The organism is Streptomyces sp. NPDC090442, assembly GCF_044769405.1.
GTDB lineage: Bacteria > Actinomycetota > Actinomycetes > Streptomycetales > Streptomycetaceae > Streptomyces.
The window spans coordinates 1-16,162 of the sequence record NZ_JBIVXW010000029.1; the positions used below are offsets into that span (position 1 = coordinate 1).

A 16,162-nucleotide genomic window follows, 5' to 3' on the forward strand; every position below is an offset into this window, starting at 1 on the left:
CCCTCAACGGGAGGGGGCGGGTCGGAGGGGGTGGTAGGCCAGACGTAAAGCGAAGCAGTCTGGCCTACCACCCCCGGAGACCCGTCACCGCACCCAACAGCCCCGCGCAGCGGACCCATCGGCTCGCCCCGCGCAGCGGATCGGCCCCGCGTAGCGGCACCGCCCCGCGCAGCGGACAACAACTCACCCCGCCCCGCGCAAGCGGATCGGCAGCGGACACCGCCCGCGCCGCAAGGCGCAAGGCGCAAAGACAGCCCCCCGCACGGCGGGAAAGCCAACAACGTGGGGCCGACCGGCCACAGCCTAGAGGCGGGCAAGCCCCTCGTAGCCGGCGATGGACTCCGGACGTCGGCCCGCCGGTCCCACATAGCGGGCGGAGGGGCGCACCAGGCGCCCGGTCCGCTTCTGTTCCAGGATGTGTGCGCTCCACCCCGCCGTGCGGGCGCAGGTGAACATGGATGTGAACATGTGGGCCGGCACCTCCGCGAAGTCCAGGACGATCGCGGCCCAGAACTCGACGTTGGTGGCCAACACCCGGTCGGGGCGCCGGTTGTGGAGCTCCTCCAGGGCCGCCTTCTCCAGGGCCTCGGCGACCTCGAAGCGCGGTGCGCCGAGCTCGCGGGCGGTGCGGCGCAGGACCCGCGCCCGCGGGTCCTCGGCGCGGTAGACGCGGTGGCCGAAGCCCATCAGGCGCTCGCCCCGGTCCAGCGCCTGCCGGACGTAGGCGGCCGCGTCGCCGGTCCGCTCGATCTCCTCGATCATGCCGAGGACACGGGACGGCGCACCGCCGTGCAGCGGCCCGGACATCGCGCCCACCGCGCCCGACAGCGCGGCCGCCACATCGGCGCCCGTGGAGGCGATGACCCGGGCGGTGAACGTGGAGGCGTTCATGCCGTGCTCGGCGGCCGAGGTCCAGTACGCGTCAACGGCCTTGACGTGCTTGGGGTCGGGCTCGCCGCGCCAGCGCTTCATGAAGCGCTCGACGACCGTCTCGGCCTTGTCGATCTCCCGCTGCGGAACCATCGGCAGGCCCTGGCCGCGGGCGGACTGGGCGACGTAGGACAGCGCCATCACGGCGGCCCGGGCGAGGTTGTCCCGGGCGGTCCGCTCGTCGATGTCGAGCAGCGGCTTCAGGCCCCATACGGGCGCGAGCATGGCGAGGGCGGACTGCACGTCGACCCGGATGTCGCCGGAGTGCACCGGGATCGGGAACGGCTCGGCGGGCGGCAGCCCCGGCGTGAACGCCCCGTCGACCAGCAGTCCCCAGACGTTCTCGAAGGACACGTGCCCGACGAGGTCCTCGATGTCCACCCCGCGGTAGCGGAGTGCGCCGCCCTCCTTGTCGGGTTCGGCGATCTCCGTCTCGAACGCGACGACTCCCTCAAGCCCGGGAACGAAGTCGGACATCAGGCGGCTCCTCAAGATGGGGACGGCAGTCGGCCCGTGACCGACTGCCGTGCGGTCGAGTCTCTTTCGGCGCCGGTGCGGTTACGCGGCTGCGCCGGCAGCTCGCGGTCCGTACCGGTCACCCCGGTGATGCCCCGCCAGGGCAGGGGCCACGCGACGGTCTACGCCCATGGATGGTCGGTCCACGGGCACGGGCCGTCGCGCAGGGCGCGCCGCGACGGCCTGAAGACGGACACGATAACTTCCGGTGTCCAAGGGCCACAGTGGGCCGGGCCATGATTTTGGCGGGTTCATCAGCAGCGGGGAAGCGTGACGTCCGGCACACTGGGCGATTTGCCGACGGGAGGGTTACGTCCCGGCGACGAGGGGCAGACTTCCGGCCCACCCGGCTGCCCGTCAACGGGCCGATGCTGCAAGATGAGGCCGTGCATCCCGCCGACATGCCTTCCGCCGACACCCCCGACCCGTCCTCGATGCGCGCGCACTACCGCGCCGAGGGCATCACCGAGTCCGAGCTCGCCGCGAGCCCCTACGACCAGTTCGCCCGCTGGTTCAAGGACGCGGCCGTGGCCGGCCTGCACGAGCCGAACGCCATGGTCGTCTCGACCGCGGACGCCGCCGGCCGGCCCAGCTCAAGGACCGTGCTGCTGAAGGCATTCGACGAGCGCGGCTTCGTCTTCTTCACCAACTACACCAGCCGCAAGGGCCGGGACCTGGCCGAGAACCCGCACCTGTCGCTGCTGTTCCCCTGGCACCCGTTGGCCCGTCAGGTCATCGTGACCGGCACCGCCGAGCGCATCGGCCGGGACGAGACCGCCGCCTACTTCCGCACCCGCCCGCACGGCTCCCAGCTGGGGGCCTGGGCCAGCGACCAGTCCGCACCGATCGCCTCCCGCGACGAACTGGAGCGTTCCTACGCGCAGTTGGCGGCCCGTTATCCGGAGGGCGAGCAGGTGCCGGCGCCCCCGCACTGGGGCGGCTACCGCGTCACCCCGGAGGCGATCGAGTTCTGGCAGGGGCGGCTCAACCGCCTGCACGACCGGCTGCGGTACGTCCGCGAGGGCGCGCCCGAGACCGGCAAGTGGCGGGTGGAGCGCCTCGCGCCCTGAGGGACGGGTGGTGGTGCGGCGCCGGTCGGGGCCGCACACGCAGACGACCCGCGGGCTGTCTCCTCCGCGCTCGGTGGCGCGAAGGGCCGGTCGGACGAACCGGCAGCCCGCGGGTCGGGTGACTGCTTGGGATTGGGCCGGCTGAGCGCATCTGCAGTATGCGCTGATCCGGCGCTGCACTTCGGTGAAGCGTCGGGCTGCTAGCCCGCAGCCACCTCACGCGTCCGGTGCGAAATCATCTGCCGAACCACCTCCCTTCTCGTGTACCCCATACGTTAGGAACCGCCCCGTCCCGGCACAACAGGTTTTTCTCGGGGTGTTTGCGGAGTGCCTCCGGGTCCCTTTCGGGACGGCCTCAAGGGGCGTCCCGGGGCCGCTTTGCGGGCCGGTTCCTTGCGGGGGCGGGGCCCGGTGGGCGGCGATTTCCGGGAAAGGGGTGTGTTCCACGTCACGTTCCAGTTGAATGTCCCCACGTGGAGCACGTGCGGCCGCGTTCGTAAGGGGTGCCAGTGACTGCCTCGTCAGCTTCTTCGGCCTCGTCGGCCTCGTCGCCGCAACAGCCTGCGTCCGCCGGCCCACCCGGCCACCGGGTGCCGGGGCAGGCCTCCTCAGGACCCCCGGGCGCCGAGCCCGAACAACCTCCGGACGCCGACGACTCCGGGCTGCTCGCCGCCCTCCTGGACGGTATGGACGCCGCCCTGATGGCCTTCGCCGTCGACGGGACGGTCACGCACTGGAACCACGAGGCCGAGCGCATCCTGGGCTGGACCACCGAGGAGGCGGTCGGCCGCAGCGGCCTCACGGGCTGGGCGGTGCGCGCGGAGGACGCCGACGGCGTGCGGTCCGCGCTGACCGCCACGATGCGCGCCGCCGGCCGTCAGGTGCACGACTTCGCCCTGCTCGCCAAGGACGGCCACCGCGTCCTGGTCCGCACCCAGTCCTCGGCGGTGCGCGCCCCCGACGGCCGGGTCGCCGGGGCCTATTGCGCCTTCAGCGAGTCGCACACCCAACTCGACCTGGAACGCGCGGTGGCGCTCAGCGAGGCGCTCTTCGAGGAGGCCCCCTGGGGCGTGGTGCTGATCGACGCCGACCTGCGCCCCGCGGTCGTCAACACGCACGCCGCCCGCGCCTTCGGAACGGGCCGTACGGCGCTGCTGGGCCGCCCGTTGGGCGACGTCCTGGTGCAGGGTGTCGAGGAGTTGGAGAGCGCCCTGACGCACGTCCTGGCCGAGGGGCCGCCGCCGGCCGTCGCCGAGCTGTGGGTGACCCTGCGGGAGGGCGAGGGCGAACTCCCGCGCCGGTGCTGGCGCAGCGGCTTCGTCCGGCTCTCCTCGCCGCTGGCGGAGGAGCCCGTCCCGCTCGGCGTCGCCTGGCTCTTCCAGGACGTCACCGACGCCAAACGGGCCGAGCAGGACGGTTCCCTGCTGCGCTTCCGGGCCCACCAACTGCACCGCGCGGGCCGGGCCGCCGCCGAGTGCCCGGATCCGGCCGAGGCCGCGGCGGTCCACCTCGACTTCGCGCTGGCGGGCTTCGCCGACCACGCCCTGGTCGACCTCGTCCACACCCCGACCCCGGCCCCGTACGGGGCGGTGGAGGCGGACGACGAGTGGGACGCGGAACCGTCGCCCATCGGGGGCGGTCCCGACGGCGCCGCCCCGGAGGGGGCCGGGCCCCCGCGGCTGGTGCGGGCGCTGGCCTCCCCGGCGGGCGAGCCCGGCCCCTCGGAGGCGGTCCCGGCCACCGGCATCCCGGTGGCGTACGCGCCCAACCACCCGGCGCTCCAGGCGTACGGCCGGCGCGGCTCCGTACGGGCCAGTGCCGGCCCGGCCCCGGCCGACGGCTGGGCGGCCGCCCGCAATTGGCCGGACGGCACGGTGCACGGGCTGTGCGTGGTGCTCCGCAGCCGCGGCCGCACCCTGGGGGTCGCCACCTTCCTGCGGGCCCCCGCGCGCCGCCCCTTCGACCGCCCGGACGCCGACTACGCCGAGGAGGTCGCCGCCCGCGTCGCCGCCGCCCTGGACCTCGCGGGGGCGGACGGGGCGTGAGGGCGCGCGCGGCGGTGGCTGGGGCGGTGGGTGGGGCCGTTGGGGGCTCAGTGCCGGTAGAAGATCCGGTCCGCGTACTCCCGCATCACCCGGCCGTTCCACTCGTGCCCGCCGTCCACGTTCCCGGAGCGCAGCAGCGGCGGCTGGTCCCCCCGCTCGGCCAGCGCGCCGGCCGCCGTCGCCACCACGGCCTGCATGATCGCGCTGGTGACGACCGTCGAGGCGGGTGCGAACGGCGCGTCGATGCCGGGCAGCGTCAGCTCCGCGTCGCCGACCGGGATCCGGCTGTCCAGGACGATGTCGCAGTGGTCCTTGAGGTAAGTCCCGGAGGAGTGCCGGGACTTGGTGGCGTCGGCGTAGGCCACCGAGGTCAGGCCGATGACCCTGATGCCCAGGGCCCGCGCGTTGATCGCCATCTCCACCGGGAGCGCGTTCCGCCCGGAGAGCGAGATGATCACCAGCACGTCGCCGCGCTCCAGCGGGCTGGTGTCCAGCACCGCGCCGGCCAGCCCGTCGACCCGCTCCAGCGCGCTGCCCAGCGTCGCCGGCCGGACGTCGACCCCGACGACCCCGGGGACGGACAGCAGGTTCATGATCGCCAGCCCGCCGGCGCGGTACACGGTGTCCTGGGCGGGCAGCGAGGAGTGACCGGCGCCGAAGGAGAAGACCCGGCCGCCGGCGGCCACGGTGTCCGCGATCAGCCGCCCGGCGGCGGTGATCCGGTCGCCCTCGGCGTCGCGGACCTGCCGCAGCAGGTCGATCGCGGCGTCGAAGTACCGCCCGGCCAGCCCCTCGCTCCGGTCGCTCTCAGCCATTGCCGCGGGCCCCTCTCGTCGCGTCTGGATGGGATCCTCACGCGGGATCCGTGGCGGGCCGTCACCGGCCCGTCACCGGCGCGCCGCCGCCTCGTGGCGCAGTGGCCCGGATCACGTTGCGGTCTGCACCAGTGCGCTGTCAATACGCCGGGCAATGCACCCGTTGAACCGACCCGCAAGGGTCCGCTGGGCGGACGAGGAGACACCGATGTCAGTGGGATGCGTCAGAATTGAATCCAGGGCCACCGCACGACATATCGAGGGGCACGCATGTCCGGACTGATCGACACCACGGAGATGTATCTCCGCACCATCCTCGAACTGGAAGAGGAGGGTGTGGTCCCCATGCGCGCCCGCATCGCGGAGCGGCTGGAACAGAGCGGCCCGACGGTCAGCCAGACCGTGGCCCGCATGGAGCGAGACGGCCTGCTGACGGTTGCGGGCGACCGACACCTGGAGCTGACGGAGGAGGGCCGCCGGCTGGCGACGCGGGTGATGCGCAAGCACCGCCTCGCCGAGTGCCTGCTGGTCGACGTCATCGGCCTGGAGTGGGAGCAGGTGCACGCCGAGGCGTGCCGCTGGGAGCACGTGATGAGCGAGGCGGTCGAGCGCCGCGTCGTGGAGCTGCTCCGCCACCCCACCGAGTCCCCGTACGGCAACCCGATCCCGGGCCTGGAGGAGCTGGGCGAGAAGGCCGAGGCCGACCCGTTCCTGGACGCCGGCATGGTGAGCCTGATGGATCTGGACGCCGGCGCCGACGGCAAGACGGCCGTGGTGCGCCGGATCGGCGAGCCCATCCAGGCCGACGCCCAGCTCATGTACACGCTGCGGCGGGCTGGGGTGCAGCCGGGCGCCGTGGTTAGCGTGACGGAGTCCCCGGCCGGGGTGCTGGTCGGCAGCAGCGGCGAGGCCGCCGAGTTGGACGCCGAGATCGCCCAGCACGTCTTCGTCGCCAAGCGCTGACGTCCCCGCGGCCCCAGGCGCCCCGCGTCCGGCGGCCCGTGCGCGGCACCGGCCGCCTACGCTCCGCGCCGCCCGCCGACCACTCCCGCGAGCCCGCTGAACTGCGCCGATGCGCAGGCCGGCGGGCTCGTTCGTGGTGCGTCAACTCCGGTGGCGATGAACGGTCTTGTGCGAATCCGTGCGGATCGGCCGCTCTCGTGTCACCCTGGCGCTGACGCATGGCCATGCGTCGTCACTCCCGCGTGATGCGTCGACGGCCGAGGGGGCTCGGATGCGTCCACCGAGATCGGTCGGGGACGGTCAGGGCCCCGGCGCTGCGAGCTGCCGGGGCCCTGCCTCCCCATGTCCCCCCACTGTGACCCGGAGCCCCGAGCTCTCAGGGTCGTTCCCCACGGGCCCCCTTCCCGGTAGGGCCCGCCTCCCGGCAGATGTCTCCCCGTGGTGGCCGTGGCCAATCACGCAGCAAGGTCACTCGAAAGTGGGGAGTTCGGCGCGGAAGCGATCTATTCGAATCTAGGTTCGATAATGTGGGGTGTGCGGGGCTGGTCAGGGGACGATTGGGGGTGCCAGGGCACATGGTGCGGCGTATCGATGTGACGGGGACCGGCGGCGTACGGCTCGCGGCCTGGGAGTTCACCGACCCGCCCAAGGGCGGCGGGCTGGAGGACGGCGGGCGGCGGCCCGGCGTGCTGTTGCTCCACGGGCTGATGGGCCGCGCCTCCCACTGGGCGCACACCGCGCGCCAGTTGAGCGCGACGCACCGCGCGGTCGCCCTCGACCAGCGCGGCCACGGCCGCAGCGAGAAGCCCGCCGAGGGCCCGCTCGACCGCACCGCCTACGTCGACGACGCCATCGCCGCCATCGAGCAACTCGGGCTGCCCCCCGTCGCGTTGGTGGGCCACGCCATGGGGGCGCTGACGGCCTGGCAGGTGGCGGCCCGGCGGCCGGACCTGGTCAGCGCGCTGGTGATCTGCGACATGCGGGCCTCGGCGCTCGGCGCGGCCTCGCAGCGCGAGTGGGCGGAGTGGTTCCGCTCCTGGCCGGTGCCGTTCGCCACCCTCGCGGACGTCCGCAAGTGGTTCGGGGAGGACGATCCGGTGCTGGAGCGCCCCCGGCCGGCCCGCGGGGAGTTCTTCGCCGAGGTGATGGCCGAGCGCGCCGACGGTTGGCGCCCGGTCTTCTCCCGCCGCCAGATGCTCCGCGCCCGCGAGACCTGGGTGTGCGATGCGCACTGGGAGGAGCTGGCCCAGGTCGGCTGCCCCGCCCTCGTCGTCCGCGGCCTCGACGCCGAGTTGGGCCGCGCCGAGGCCCAGGAGATGGTCCGGGTGCTGCCGCACGGCGAGTACGCCGAGATCCCCGACGCCGGCCATCTGCTGCCCTGGGAGCGGCCCGACGCCTGGCATCGCGCGATCGAGCCATTCCTCCGCTCGGCGGTGGCCCGCCCCTGAGGCCGACGGCCCGTACGGCCGGCGTGCCCTCTCGGGGGGCCGCCCCTACGGGCCGTTCACTCCGCCCGGCCCGCCCCGTCGAACTTCCAGACCAGCGGCTTGGTGGCGCCCTCGTCGCTCCAGCGGACCTCAAGGGCCTTGGCGCCCTCGGGAATCATGTAGGTCCGACAGATGACGTGACTCTCGCCGACCTGCCAGTTGTCGATGTCGATCGGGTCCTCGCACCCGGGCAGGTCCGCCGGGGCCGCGATGAGCAGCCCGCCGCGCTGCCCGTCCGCGTAGATCTCGGCGCCGTCGTCCACCTTCGCCAACCCCTTGACGACGCCCGGGCCCTTGTTGGTGAACTTCACATAGGCGGTGGCGGCGATCAGGCCCTTGGCGTTCGCCGGGTCCTGCACCATCTTCTTCGTCTCGTCCTCGGTCCCGATGTGGACCTTCTGCGCCACGACGTCGTACGTCGTCTTCCCGGACTCTTCCTTGTACTGCCCGGTGCCGCTCTGCCCCGGCCGCTGCGCCCCGCCGCCGGCCGTCCTGGTCGGCTCCGCACCGGTCTGCGGCGCGGCGTCCGCGGAGTTGGTCCCGCCGGCCGATCCGGAACCGGTGGACGGCTCGGCCGCGCCCTTCTTCCCGCCGCAGGCGGTCAGCGCCAGCGCCAATGCGGCGACCGGCGCGGCGGCGCGCAGCCATGCGGTCCTTGAGTGCAGCACAACGCTCCCCTGGTCCTTGCTTTCCCCCGTTTCACAGCACCGTTGCCCAGTGCTCGCGAACGGCTGTGTGAGCGGAGCATAGGAGCGCGATTTCATCCGTGTCGAAACGCGGAAGACGCATCCGTGTCGCTTTCCGTTCGCCCACCGCGGGAGCGTCCCGGAGCATTCCCCGCAATCCCCGCGAAATGACTTCCGGATTCCACCCGCAACCCCGCCCAATTACAGGTGAATTCATCGGCATTGCGAGCTGACGCACCGTCGGATGGTAATCCCCGGATAAAACTTTGACCGTGGATCCGTCATTGGCCGGGACGGGGTGGTCGACGGCCGCGGGCGGGGCGGGCGGACAGGTTCCGCCCCGCGTCGGGCCCGGCTGCCCGGCGTTCGAGGTCGTAGGGGTGGGGCGATCGGCCGTGGCGTCTCAAGAGGGCCGGCACAGCCGTCAGTTCGGCGCGCACGTGAGGGCGTCGCGTTGGAGGCGGGCGGCAGTGGGGTGAAGGGGGCCGAGGGGGAGGGGTGTGGGTCAGCGTGTTGTGCGGGTGAAGTCGCCTCGTTGGACGCGGGTGGTGAGGGAGGCGTTGGAGAGGAGGGAGCCGTAGCCGGTGGCGGCCCAGAGGCTCTGCTCCGGGGGGACCTCGAAGTAGGGGACCGGGTGGCCGTCCAGACGGTCGGTGAGGACCTCGGGGGCGCGGCGGGTGCGTACCGCGCGGAGGCAGGCGTCGCAGGCGGCGACCCGGAGTTGTTCCCGGCGGCCCAGCGGGCGCCAGGGTATGCGGCGGGTGGCGGGGCCGTGCAGCGGGTGGAAGAAGCACAGCGGCAGGGTGGCGGGGGAGGGGGAGAGCGCGGCCCGGCCCTCGGCCACCAGCGCGAACACGCCGGCCAGGTCCGGGATTCCGCGCGCCCGGTCCAGCACCGTGCCGGCCGCGGCGTAGGCGTCCAGGGCGCGCTCGATGGCCTCCGGGCGGCCCGCGGCGGCGCGGGCCTCCTCGCCGAGCCGCACCACCTCCTCGCCGGCGCGCTCCCGCAACCCGTCCTCGTCGGCCTGGTGCGCGGCGGCGAACACCGCCCGCGGCATCGCGAACGGCGTCCCGAAGTCACGCAGCTTCGCGCGACGCCGCAACAGCAGCCAGGCCGCGGCGAGCAGCAACACCGGCCCGACGACCAGCGCCACGATCCGACCGGCCGACGACGAGCCCGCCGCCGGCTTCTTCGCCGTGCCACCGCTCGACGCCGCGCCGCTCGGAGTGCCGCCGAGGTGGGCGGTGAGCCGCTGGTAGACCTGGTCGCCGTCGCCGGCCCTGATGACGGCGATGGCCCGGGATATCCGCTTGGCCAGCCCGGCGCCCTTCAGGGAGTCGTCGAAGTACACCGAGGCGGCGGCGCGTTGCGCCTGGTGGGCGTCGGTGGGCCACTCGCGGGCCGCGATGTCGTCGGGGAAGGTCCCGGGGGTGATGAGGATGGCCGGGCCGCCGCCCATCCGGTCGTGCACCACCTCGGTGAGCTGCTCCGGCTTGCCGCCCCAGTTGTCGCCCTCGACCAACGGGACCAGCACCACGCGGATCGGCAGCTGCGTCCCCCGGATCTGCTGCACCAGCGCCCGCTGCTGGTCCGGGTCGACCGCCGAGGACAGCGACGGATCGACGTACACCGGCGAGGCGCGCAGCGCGTCGGCGATCCTCTGCCCCGGGCTCTCGGCGGCCGCGGCCGGCCCGGCGGCGGTGCACAGCAGCGCGACGGAGGCCAGGCCGACGGCGACGGCGGAACGCAGCGAACGACGCTGACGAAGGTCAGTTGACACCGAAGGACTCCCGTACCTCGCGGGTGAGTTGATCTATCCCGGCGCCCTTGGCGAGCGAGGCCAGCGGGCCGGGGTGGTCGGGATACGGGGTGGGGCCCCGACGCCCGGAACCGACTGGGCCGGACAGTCGCAGCACCGCGCCGGGCGTCTCCCGGCAGGCCGCGCACACCGGCCGCGCCGGCTGCCCTCGGCCGCCGCCCCGCTCCCGCTCGGTGGCCGCGCCGTGCAGCGGGTTGCGGCAGCAGACGTGCGCCGTGGCGTTGGGCGCCCGGACCGCGGCCCGGCCGGCGCGGGCCAGCACGATCGCACAGGCCAGGCCGGCCGGGGTGGCGTCGGCGTCTATGCGGCCGTCGCTGTCCCCGTCGATCAGCAGCGCGGCGGCGTCCAGGCACTCCCAGGCCCGCCGGCGCGCCGCCTCCGGCAGCCCGGTCGCCGGCTCCAACTCCGCTGTCAGCGCGTCGACTTCCCGCCGGGCGGTGTGCCGCAGCCACGCCTGCTTGGGTTCGACGGGTGCCACCGAGCCGGCCGCGGCCCCGGCGCGGCGGCGTATCAACCGCCGCACCAGCGCCGAGACCGCCGCCACCACCCCGAAGAGCAGCAGGCCGCCCAACGCGCCGATGAACAAGCCGGGGTGGAAGTCTCCGGTGAACAGCCCGGGCAGCTTCCGCTGTGCCGCGGGATCCTGCACCGGAAGCGGTGCGAACGGCTCGCCGGCGGTCTTGGTCGTCTTGGCCTTGGCGACCGACGCGAGCAGCCTGTCCAGGCGCGGGCCCAGCGTGCTGCCGTCGAGGGCGGCGGCCGTGGAGTCGCGGGCCTCGTCGTACAGCGTGCTGGTGTCCAGGTGCGTGCCGTAGTTGGCGGTCCACAGGCCACCGCTCGGCAACTCCGCGAGCACGTAGAGCGCGTCGCGACGCAGCCGGTCGTGCAGCAACTGCGCCAGCTCGTCCTTGTTGCCCGCCGACTCGTCGTTCAGCGAACTGGGCAGGGCGACGACCAGGACCGGGACGGGCAGCGACCGGATCCGCCGGCGCAACCCGGCGCGCTGGGCGGCGTCCAGGGGCGAGGCACTCTCCGGATCGACGTACAGCGGGTCGTGCCGCAGCCCCTCGGCGACCCGGTCCACCCGGGCGCGCATGTCGGCGGCCGTCGGCACCGAACCGTCCCCGGTGCTCGTGGCGTCGAAGACCCGCGAGGCGCCGAAGGCCAGCAGCGCGGCGAGCGCCAGCGCGCCGAGGGGCAGCGACCAGGCGGGAAGGGGGCCGGGTCTGGTCGTCTTGTAGCCGCCCGCCGACGGCGCGGTGCCCTTCGACAGGGTGACGCCCTTCCGCGGGCCGCGGCAACCCGGGGCCGGGGTGCCTCCGGGGCCCTTGGCGCCCCCGGAACTCCGGGTGCCCCTTGGCCCGTTCGCGCCGGACCGGCGCCTGGTCAGCGCGTAGTTGGCGATCAGAAGCGCGCTCAGGGGCCCGCCGGCGATCACGACGCCCGTGAGGAAGCTCTGGTTCTGCCGGTCCGTCTGCGTGGTGTGCAGCGCGGGCGGCTCGTTCCTGTTGTACGCGCCGCCGTAGGTGGCGCGGGCCTTCTCGGCGCGCTGGTGGGCCTGCCCCGAGGCGAGCAGGTCGACGAAGTGCCGGAAGACCTCGCGGGGCGTGGCGTCATAGGGCAGTTCGTACAGCGTCGCGGTCTTGGCGTCCGCGGCGCCCGGCACGCTCACGCCGTAACTCTGCACATCGGACAGGCCCGTCTCGGAGACCGCGACATACAGCCCCTTGCGCCCGAGGTGGTCGTGCACCCCGGCGAGCAGACCGGAATCCAGGCCGCCGGAGGTGAGGAACGGCAGCACGACCACATACGTCGGCACGCGCAGCCGTCGGGCTTCGGCGGCGAACTCGGGCGCCGTCGACCGCGGCACGACGCGCGGCAGTTGGTCGCTGAGGTAGATCGGGCTGTGCCGGAGCCGGTCGGCCAGGTAGGCCGACTGCGACTGCGTCGGGGTCGCTGCGGGGGCGGCTTGCGCCGCCGTGCTGCCGACGAGGAGCGCCGTGGCGACGGCGAGGAGTGTCGCGGTGGTGGCGAGTAGCGTCGCCGACCAGCCGCTGAGTGGCGACCTTTTGGTGCGTCGCATGGCTTCCACCACCCCCCGTTCCCCTCGTTCGAATCTCGTCCTGACGGTACCGGGGGTGTGGGGGTGGGCGGGGGCGCCTGTGGATAACGTCCCGGCAAAGCGGGGTTGTTGTGTGGGCGGGGGCGCGTCTTGCTCGGTGGTGGGTGGCGGGGGTGGGCCTGCGGCGCCTGGGTTGTGGACTGCTTCGCTTTACGTCCACAACCCAGGCGCCTCCGGCCCACCCCCTCCCGTGATGCTTGGCGGCCCCCGCCCGGCGGAGGGTGAGGGAACGACGGGGCCGTCGTGGTAACCCCGAGACCAGAAGCGTGGGTCGGGGCTGCCCACCTTGGGCCTCAACAGTTCATCCCCCTTGGGGTGGGGCCGGTTTGCGGCAGGGAGGGTGTGGGGCCGGAGGGGTGGGTGTTCGGACGTAGAGCGAAGCACCGGTCGGCCCCCACGGAGCCCTCGCGTCACCCCTTGCTGACCGCCGCCAGGATCTCCGGCAGCCGGGCCGCCGCCCGGGGCGCCGCCACCCGCAGGCCCAGCGTCGCGATGCCCACGCCGTAGACCGCGCCGGCCGGGATCAGCACCCACAACAGGTGTGCGGAGCCCGCCACATGGAGCCAGACCATCAGGCCCGCCAGCGGCGAGACCAGCACGGCGGCCGTCAGGAAGCCGGCCAGCAGGCTGATCCAGGCGATCCCGGCCTGGCCGGGCGCCACGTTCTTGTTGCCCTCGGACGGGATGGAGTACGGGAACAGCGTGGAGGCCATCGCGCCCGTGGCGACCAGCGCGCCCAGGAGGCCCAGCGAGATGCCGTAGACGTCCGGGAAGGCCGACCAGGGGCCGAGGAGGGCGGCGGAGCCGACGACGACCAGCGTGACGTAGGGGACGGCCACCAGCGCCAGGCTCAACGCCCGGGCCCGCAGCTCCTCGTAGGCGTCCCGGGGGGAGGCGATGGTCGAGGCCACCATCCAGAACGCCGAGGTGTCCTGCCCGAACTGGTTGTACATCTGCATGCCGAGCAGGGCGGACGCCGAGAAGGAGGTGTAGATGGTGCCGTTGCCCTGGGCGGCAGTGATGATCGGCACCATCAGGCCGATGCCCAGCGCCACGGCCCAGGACATCTTCGACTTCGGGTCGCGCCAGGCGTAGCGCAGCGTGCGCAGCATGACGGTGCCGGTGCGGCCTTCGGGCAGGAGCCGGGCGAGGCCGCGCTCCCCGTCGCCGGACCGGTGCGCGCCGTCCTTGGCGGTGGCCTGGAGGGTGGAGGAGTCCGGCGAGGTCATCAGGGTGGTCAGGGTCCGCTGCCACCACCACAGGAGCAGCACCAGGGCCAGCACCGTCAGGGCCAGGCCGGCCGCCGCGCGCCCGTAGGAGCCGTGCCCGGCGTCGTCCACGGCGGAGAGCGCGGAGGCCGGCGGTATCCAGCGCAGCACCTCGCCCACCGGCTCCAGGGCGGCCAGGCCGCCCGCGCGGCCCAGTTGCTGCCCGGCGACGTTGACGACCTGGGCGCCCAGGGCGATGAACAGGCCGCTCAACACGGCGAGATCGCGGCCCCGGCGGCTGGTGAGCAGGCGCGTCGAGGCGGTGGCGACGGCCCGCGCCAGTGTGACGCAGACCAGCACCACCAAGACGACGGCCAGCACGCCGACGACCGCGGCGGCGGCGCCGTTGGCGACCGCCACGACGGAGCTGGCCACCAGGGCGAGTGTGGTCAACGGGCCGACGCCCACCAGCGACGTCACCAGCAGCGCGCGGATCAGTTGGCGCGGCCGCAGCGGCAGCATCACCAGGCGGGTCGGGTCGAGGGTCTCGTCGCCCGTGGGGAAGAACAGCGGCATCACCGCCCAACCCAGGGTGAGCATGCCGGTGAGGAGGACGACGAGCGCCGCGGCGTGTGGATTGCCGCGCAGCGCCACCAGGGCGATCACGACCGCGGATGCCACTACCAGTCCACCGAGGGCCGAGATGACGAAGGCCGCGGTGCGCCCGGGCGACTGGCGCAGGCCGTTGCGCAGCAGCGTCAGTTTGAGCCGGACGAAGACCGGGACCAGGGAGGAGGGGGCGGCGAGGGTGGTCTCGGTGCTCATCGGGCGCCGCCGCCCAGCCAGTCGAGGTCCTGCCCGGTGCGGCGGCCGTTGGCGCCGACCAGTTCGAGGAACGCGTCCTGGAGCGAGGGGGCGTCGCCGCGCACCGTGGCCAGCGGGCCCTGCGCGCGGATCCGGCCGGCGGCCATCACCGCGACCCAGTCGCAGAGCGACTCGACCAGCTCCATCACATGGCTGGAGAAGATCACCGTGGCGCCGGAGGAGGTGTAGCGCTCCAGGACCCCGCGGATGGTCTGCGCCGACACCGGGTCGACGCCCTCGAACGGCTCGTCCAGGAAGAGGATCTCCGGGTTGTGCAGCAGGGCTGCGGCCAGGCCGATCTTCTTGCGCATGCCGGTGGAGTAGTCCACGACCATCTTGTGCTGCGAGCCGGACAGGTCGAGCACGTCGAGGAGTTGGCCGGCCCGCTTGTCCACCTCGGCGCCGGGCAGACCGCGCAACCTGCCTATGTAGGCGAGGAGTTCGCGCCCGGAGAGGCGCTCGAAGAGGCGCAGTCCCTCGGGCAGCACGCCGATCCGGGACTTGACCGCGACCGGGTCCCGCCAGACGTCGTGCCCGCCGATCTCGACGAGCCCGGAGTCCGGCCGCAGCAGGCCGGTCACCATGGAGAGGGTGGTGGTCTTGCCGGCGCCGTTGGGGCCGACCAGGCCGATGAAGTGCCCTGCGGGCAGGGTCAGGTCGATGCCGTGGACCGCGGTCTGATCGCCGAAGCGTTTCCACAGGCCCTCGATGCGGACCGCGGGCGGTCCGGCCACGGCCCCCTCCTGGGTCGCGGCCGACCCGTCCTGCCCTTGCATGATGTCCGGTTCGCTGGCCACGGCCTGCCCTTCGACGTCCCCGCAGGGGTCTGGTCGTGACCCCCGTCTGGCAACCCACGATACGGGCAGGCTCTGACAAACCCCTCGCGTCGTCGTCAGCGGGTGCGGAGCGCCGCCGCGTCGCGGGCGCAGGCGTACGCGAGCGGGCTGATCAACTCCTCGGCGTCCGGCAGCCATCGGTTGCTGGCGGTGGGGCGGCGGGCCCACTGGATCGCGCCGTGCGGGCCCACCCGGGTCGGCGGCGCGGCGATGTACTCGCCCTCGCCGCGGCAGATCAGGTCGAGGGCGGCCGGCGTCCAGCCGAGGTTCCGGACCATGTCCGGGACCTTGGCTGCGGCGCCGGGGAGGACGAGGAAGAGCATCCGACGGTCGGGGGTGCGGGTCACCGGGCCGAGCGTCACGCCCAGTCGCTCCATACGGGCCAGCGCCAGGCAGCCCGCCATCTCGGGCACGTCGAGTGCCTCGAACGTCCGGCCCGTGGGCAGCAGGATCGACGCCCGCGGCTGCTTGCTCCACATCCGTCGCACGGCGGTGGCGCTGCCACTGGCCTGGTTGGCCCAGCCGGGGGCGGTCGGATGGGCCCCGGGCGAGGGGCAGTTGGCGGCGTCGCACGAGCAGCGCGGCAGCTCGCCCTCGTGCTCCAGCCATGCGCCGGGGAACACCTCCCAATGGCGTTCCTCGGCGTAACGCACCGCAGTGTCGATGAATTGCTCGCCGCGCTGTTTGGGGATCTGCGGGGCTCCTGTGACTCCGATGGTCTCTTCCACGCAGAGGACAACTCCCCTTGTCACCAAGGGTTACGGCCGAATGGGTGACGGCCCCGGCGCATCGTTCCGACAC

The 16,162-nt window shown here is 73.6% G+C and carries 12 protein-coding genes; 4 read left to right on the forward strand and 8 right to left on the reverse strand.

What is annotated here, in order from left to right:
- Positions 1-303 precede the first annotated feature (303 nt).
- Positions 304-1,407, reverse strand: coding sequence for a citrate synthase 2 (locus tag ACIQU6_RS21045; protein ID WP_403483173.1), 1,104 nt, complete (start codon positions 1,405-1,407; stop codon positions 304-306).
- Positions 1,408-1,814: 407 nt separating this feature from the next.
- Between ACIQU6_RS21045 and pdxH the strand changes: the two genes are divergently transcribed.
- Positions 1,815-2,516 (forward strand): pyridoxamine 5'-phosphate oxidase, encoded by a 702-nt coding sequence (pdxH, locus tag ACIQU6_RS21050; protein WP_403483174.1) that lies wholly within the window; start codon positions 1,815-1,817, stop codon positions 2,514-2,516.
- Between the two features lie 590 nt (positions 2,517-3,106).
- Entirely contained in the window at positions 3,107-4,561 is a 1,455-nt protein-coding gene (locus ACIQU6_RS21055) for a PAS domain-containing protein (RefSeq protein ID WP_403483175.1), read from the forward strand.
- A 47-nt stretch (positions 4,562-4,608) separates the two neighbouring features.
- On the opposite strand, the gene ACIQU6_RS21060 is transcribed toward ACIQU6_RS21055, so the two are convergent.
- Positions 4,609-5,376, reverse strand: a complete 768-nt coding sequence (locus tag ACIQU6_RS21060) for an SIS domain-containing protein (protein WP_403483176.1) — start codon at positions 5,374-5,376, stop codon at positions 4,609-4,611.
- A gap of 270 nt (positions 5,377-5,646) precedes the next feature.
- Here ACIQU6_RS21060 and ACIQU6_RS21065 point away from each other — a divergent pair, with 270 nt between their 5' ends.
- Together ACIQU6_RS21065 and ACIQU6_RS21070 are read left to right on the forward strand one after the other, a co-directional pair.
- Positions 5,647-6,339, forward strand: coding sequence for a metal-dependent transcriptional regulator (locus ACIQU6_RS21065; protein WP_274913877.1), 693 nt, complete (start codon positions 5,647-5,649; stop codon positions 6,337-6,339).
- Positions 6,340-6,914: 575 nt separating this feature from the next.
- A complete protein-coding gene (locus tag ACIQU6_RS21070; RefSeq protein WP_403483177.1) occupies positions 6,915-7,787 on the forward strand; it encodes an alpha/beta fold hydrolase in 873 nt (290 codons plus the stop codon).
- 56 nt (positions 7,788-7,843) lie between these two features.
- On the opposite strand, the gene ACIQU6_RS21075 is transcribed toward ACIQU6_RS21070, so the two are convergent.
- The 6 genes from ACIQU6_RS21075 to ACIQU6_RS21100 form a co-directional block, all read right to left on the reverse strand.
- The gene (locus tag ACIQU6_RS21075) at positions 7,844-8,494 is read right to left on the reverse strand and encodes a hypothetical protein (RefSeq protein WP_403483178.1); all 651 of its coding nucleotides are present in this window, start codon (positions 8,492-8,494) and stop codon (positions 7,844-7,846) included.
- A gap of 523 nt (positions 8,495-9,017) precedes the next feature.
- Positions 9,018-10,292 carry a hypothetical protein gene (locus ACIQU6_RS21080; protein WP_403483179.1) on the reverse strand — a complete coding sequence of 425 codons (1,275 nt, stop codon included), beginning with the start codon at positions 10,290-10,292 and terminating at the stop codon, positions 9,018-9,020.
- Entirely contained in the window at positions 10,282-12,414 is a 2,133-nt protein-coding gene (locus tag ACIQU6_RS21085) for a hypothetical protein (protein WP_403483180.1), read from the reverse strand. The genes ACIQU6_RS21080 and ACIQU6_RS21085 overlap by 11 nt, the downstream gene beginning before the upstream one ends.
- A 449-nt stretch (positions 12,415-12,863) precedes the next feature.
- The gene (locus ACIQU6_RS21090) at positions 12,864-14,486 is read right to left on the reverse strand and encodes a transporter (protein ID WP_403483181.1); all 1,623 of its coding nucleotides are present in this window, start codon (positions 14,484-14,486) and stop codon (positions 12,864-12,866) included.
- Positions 14,483-15,301, reverse strand: coding sequence for an ABC transporter ATP-binding protein (locus ACIQU6_RS21095; RefSeq protein ID WP_403483251.1), 819 nt, complete (start codon positions 15,299-15,301; stop codon positions 14,483-14,485). Before ACIQU6_RS21095 ends, ACIQU6_RS21090 begins: the two co-directional genes overlap by 4 nt.
- 116 nt (positions 15,302-15,417) lie before the next feature.
- Positions 15,418-16,089 carry a bifunctional DNA primase/polymerase gene (locus ACIQU6_RS21100; protein ID WP_274913870.1) on the reverse strand — a complete coding sequence of 224 codons (672 nt, stop codon included), beginning with the start codon at positions 16,087-16,089 and terminating at the stop codon, positions 15,418-15,420.
- Positions 16,090-16,162 lie beyond the last annotated feature (73 nt).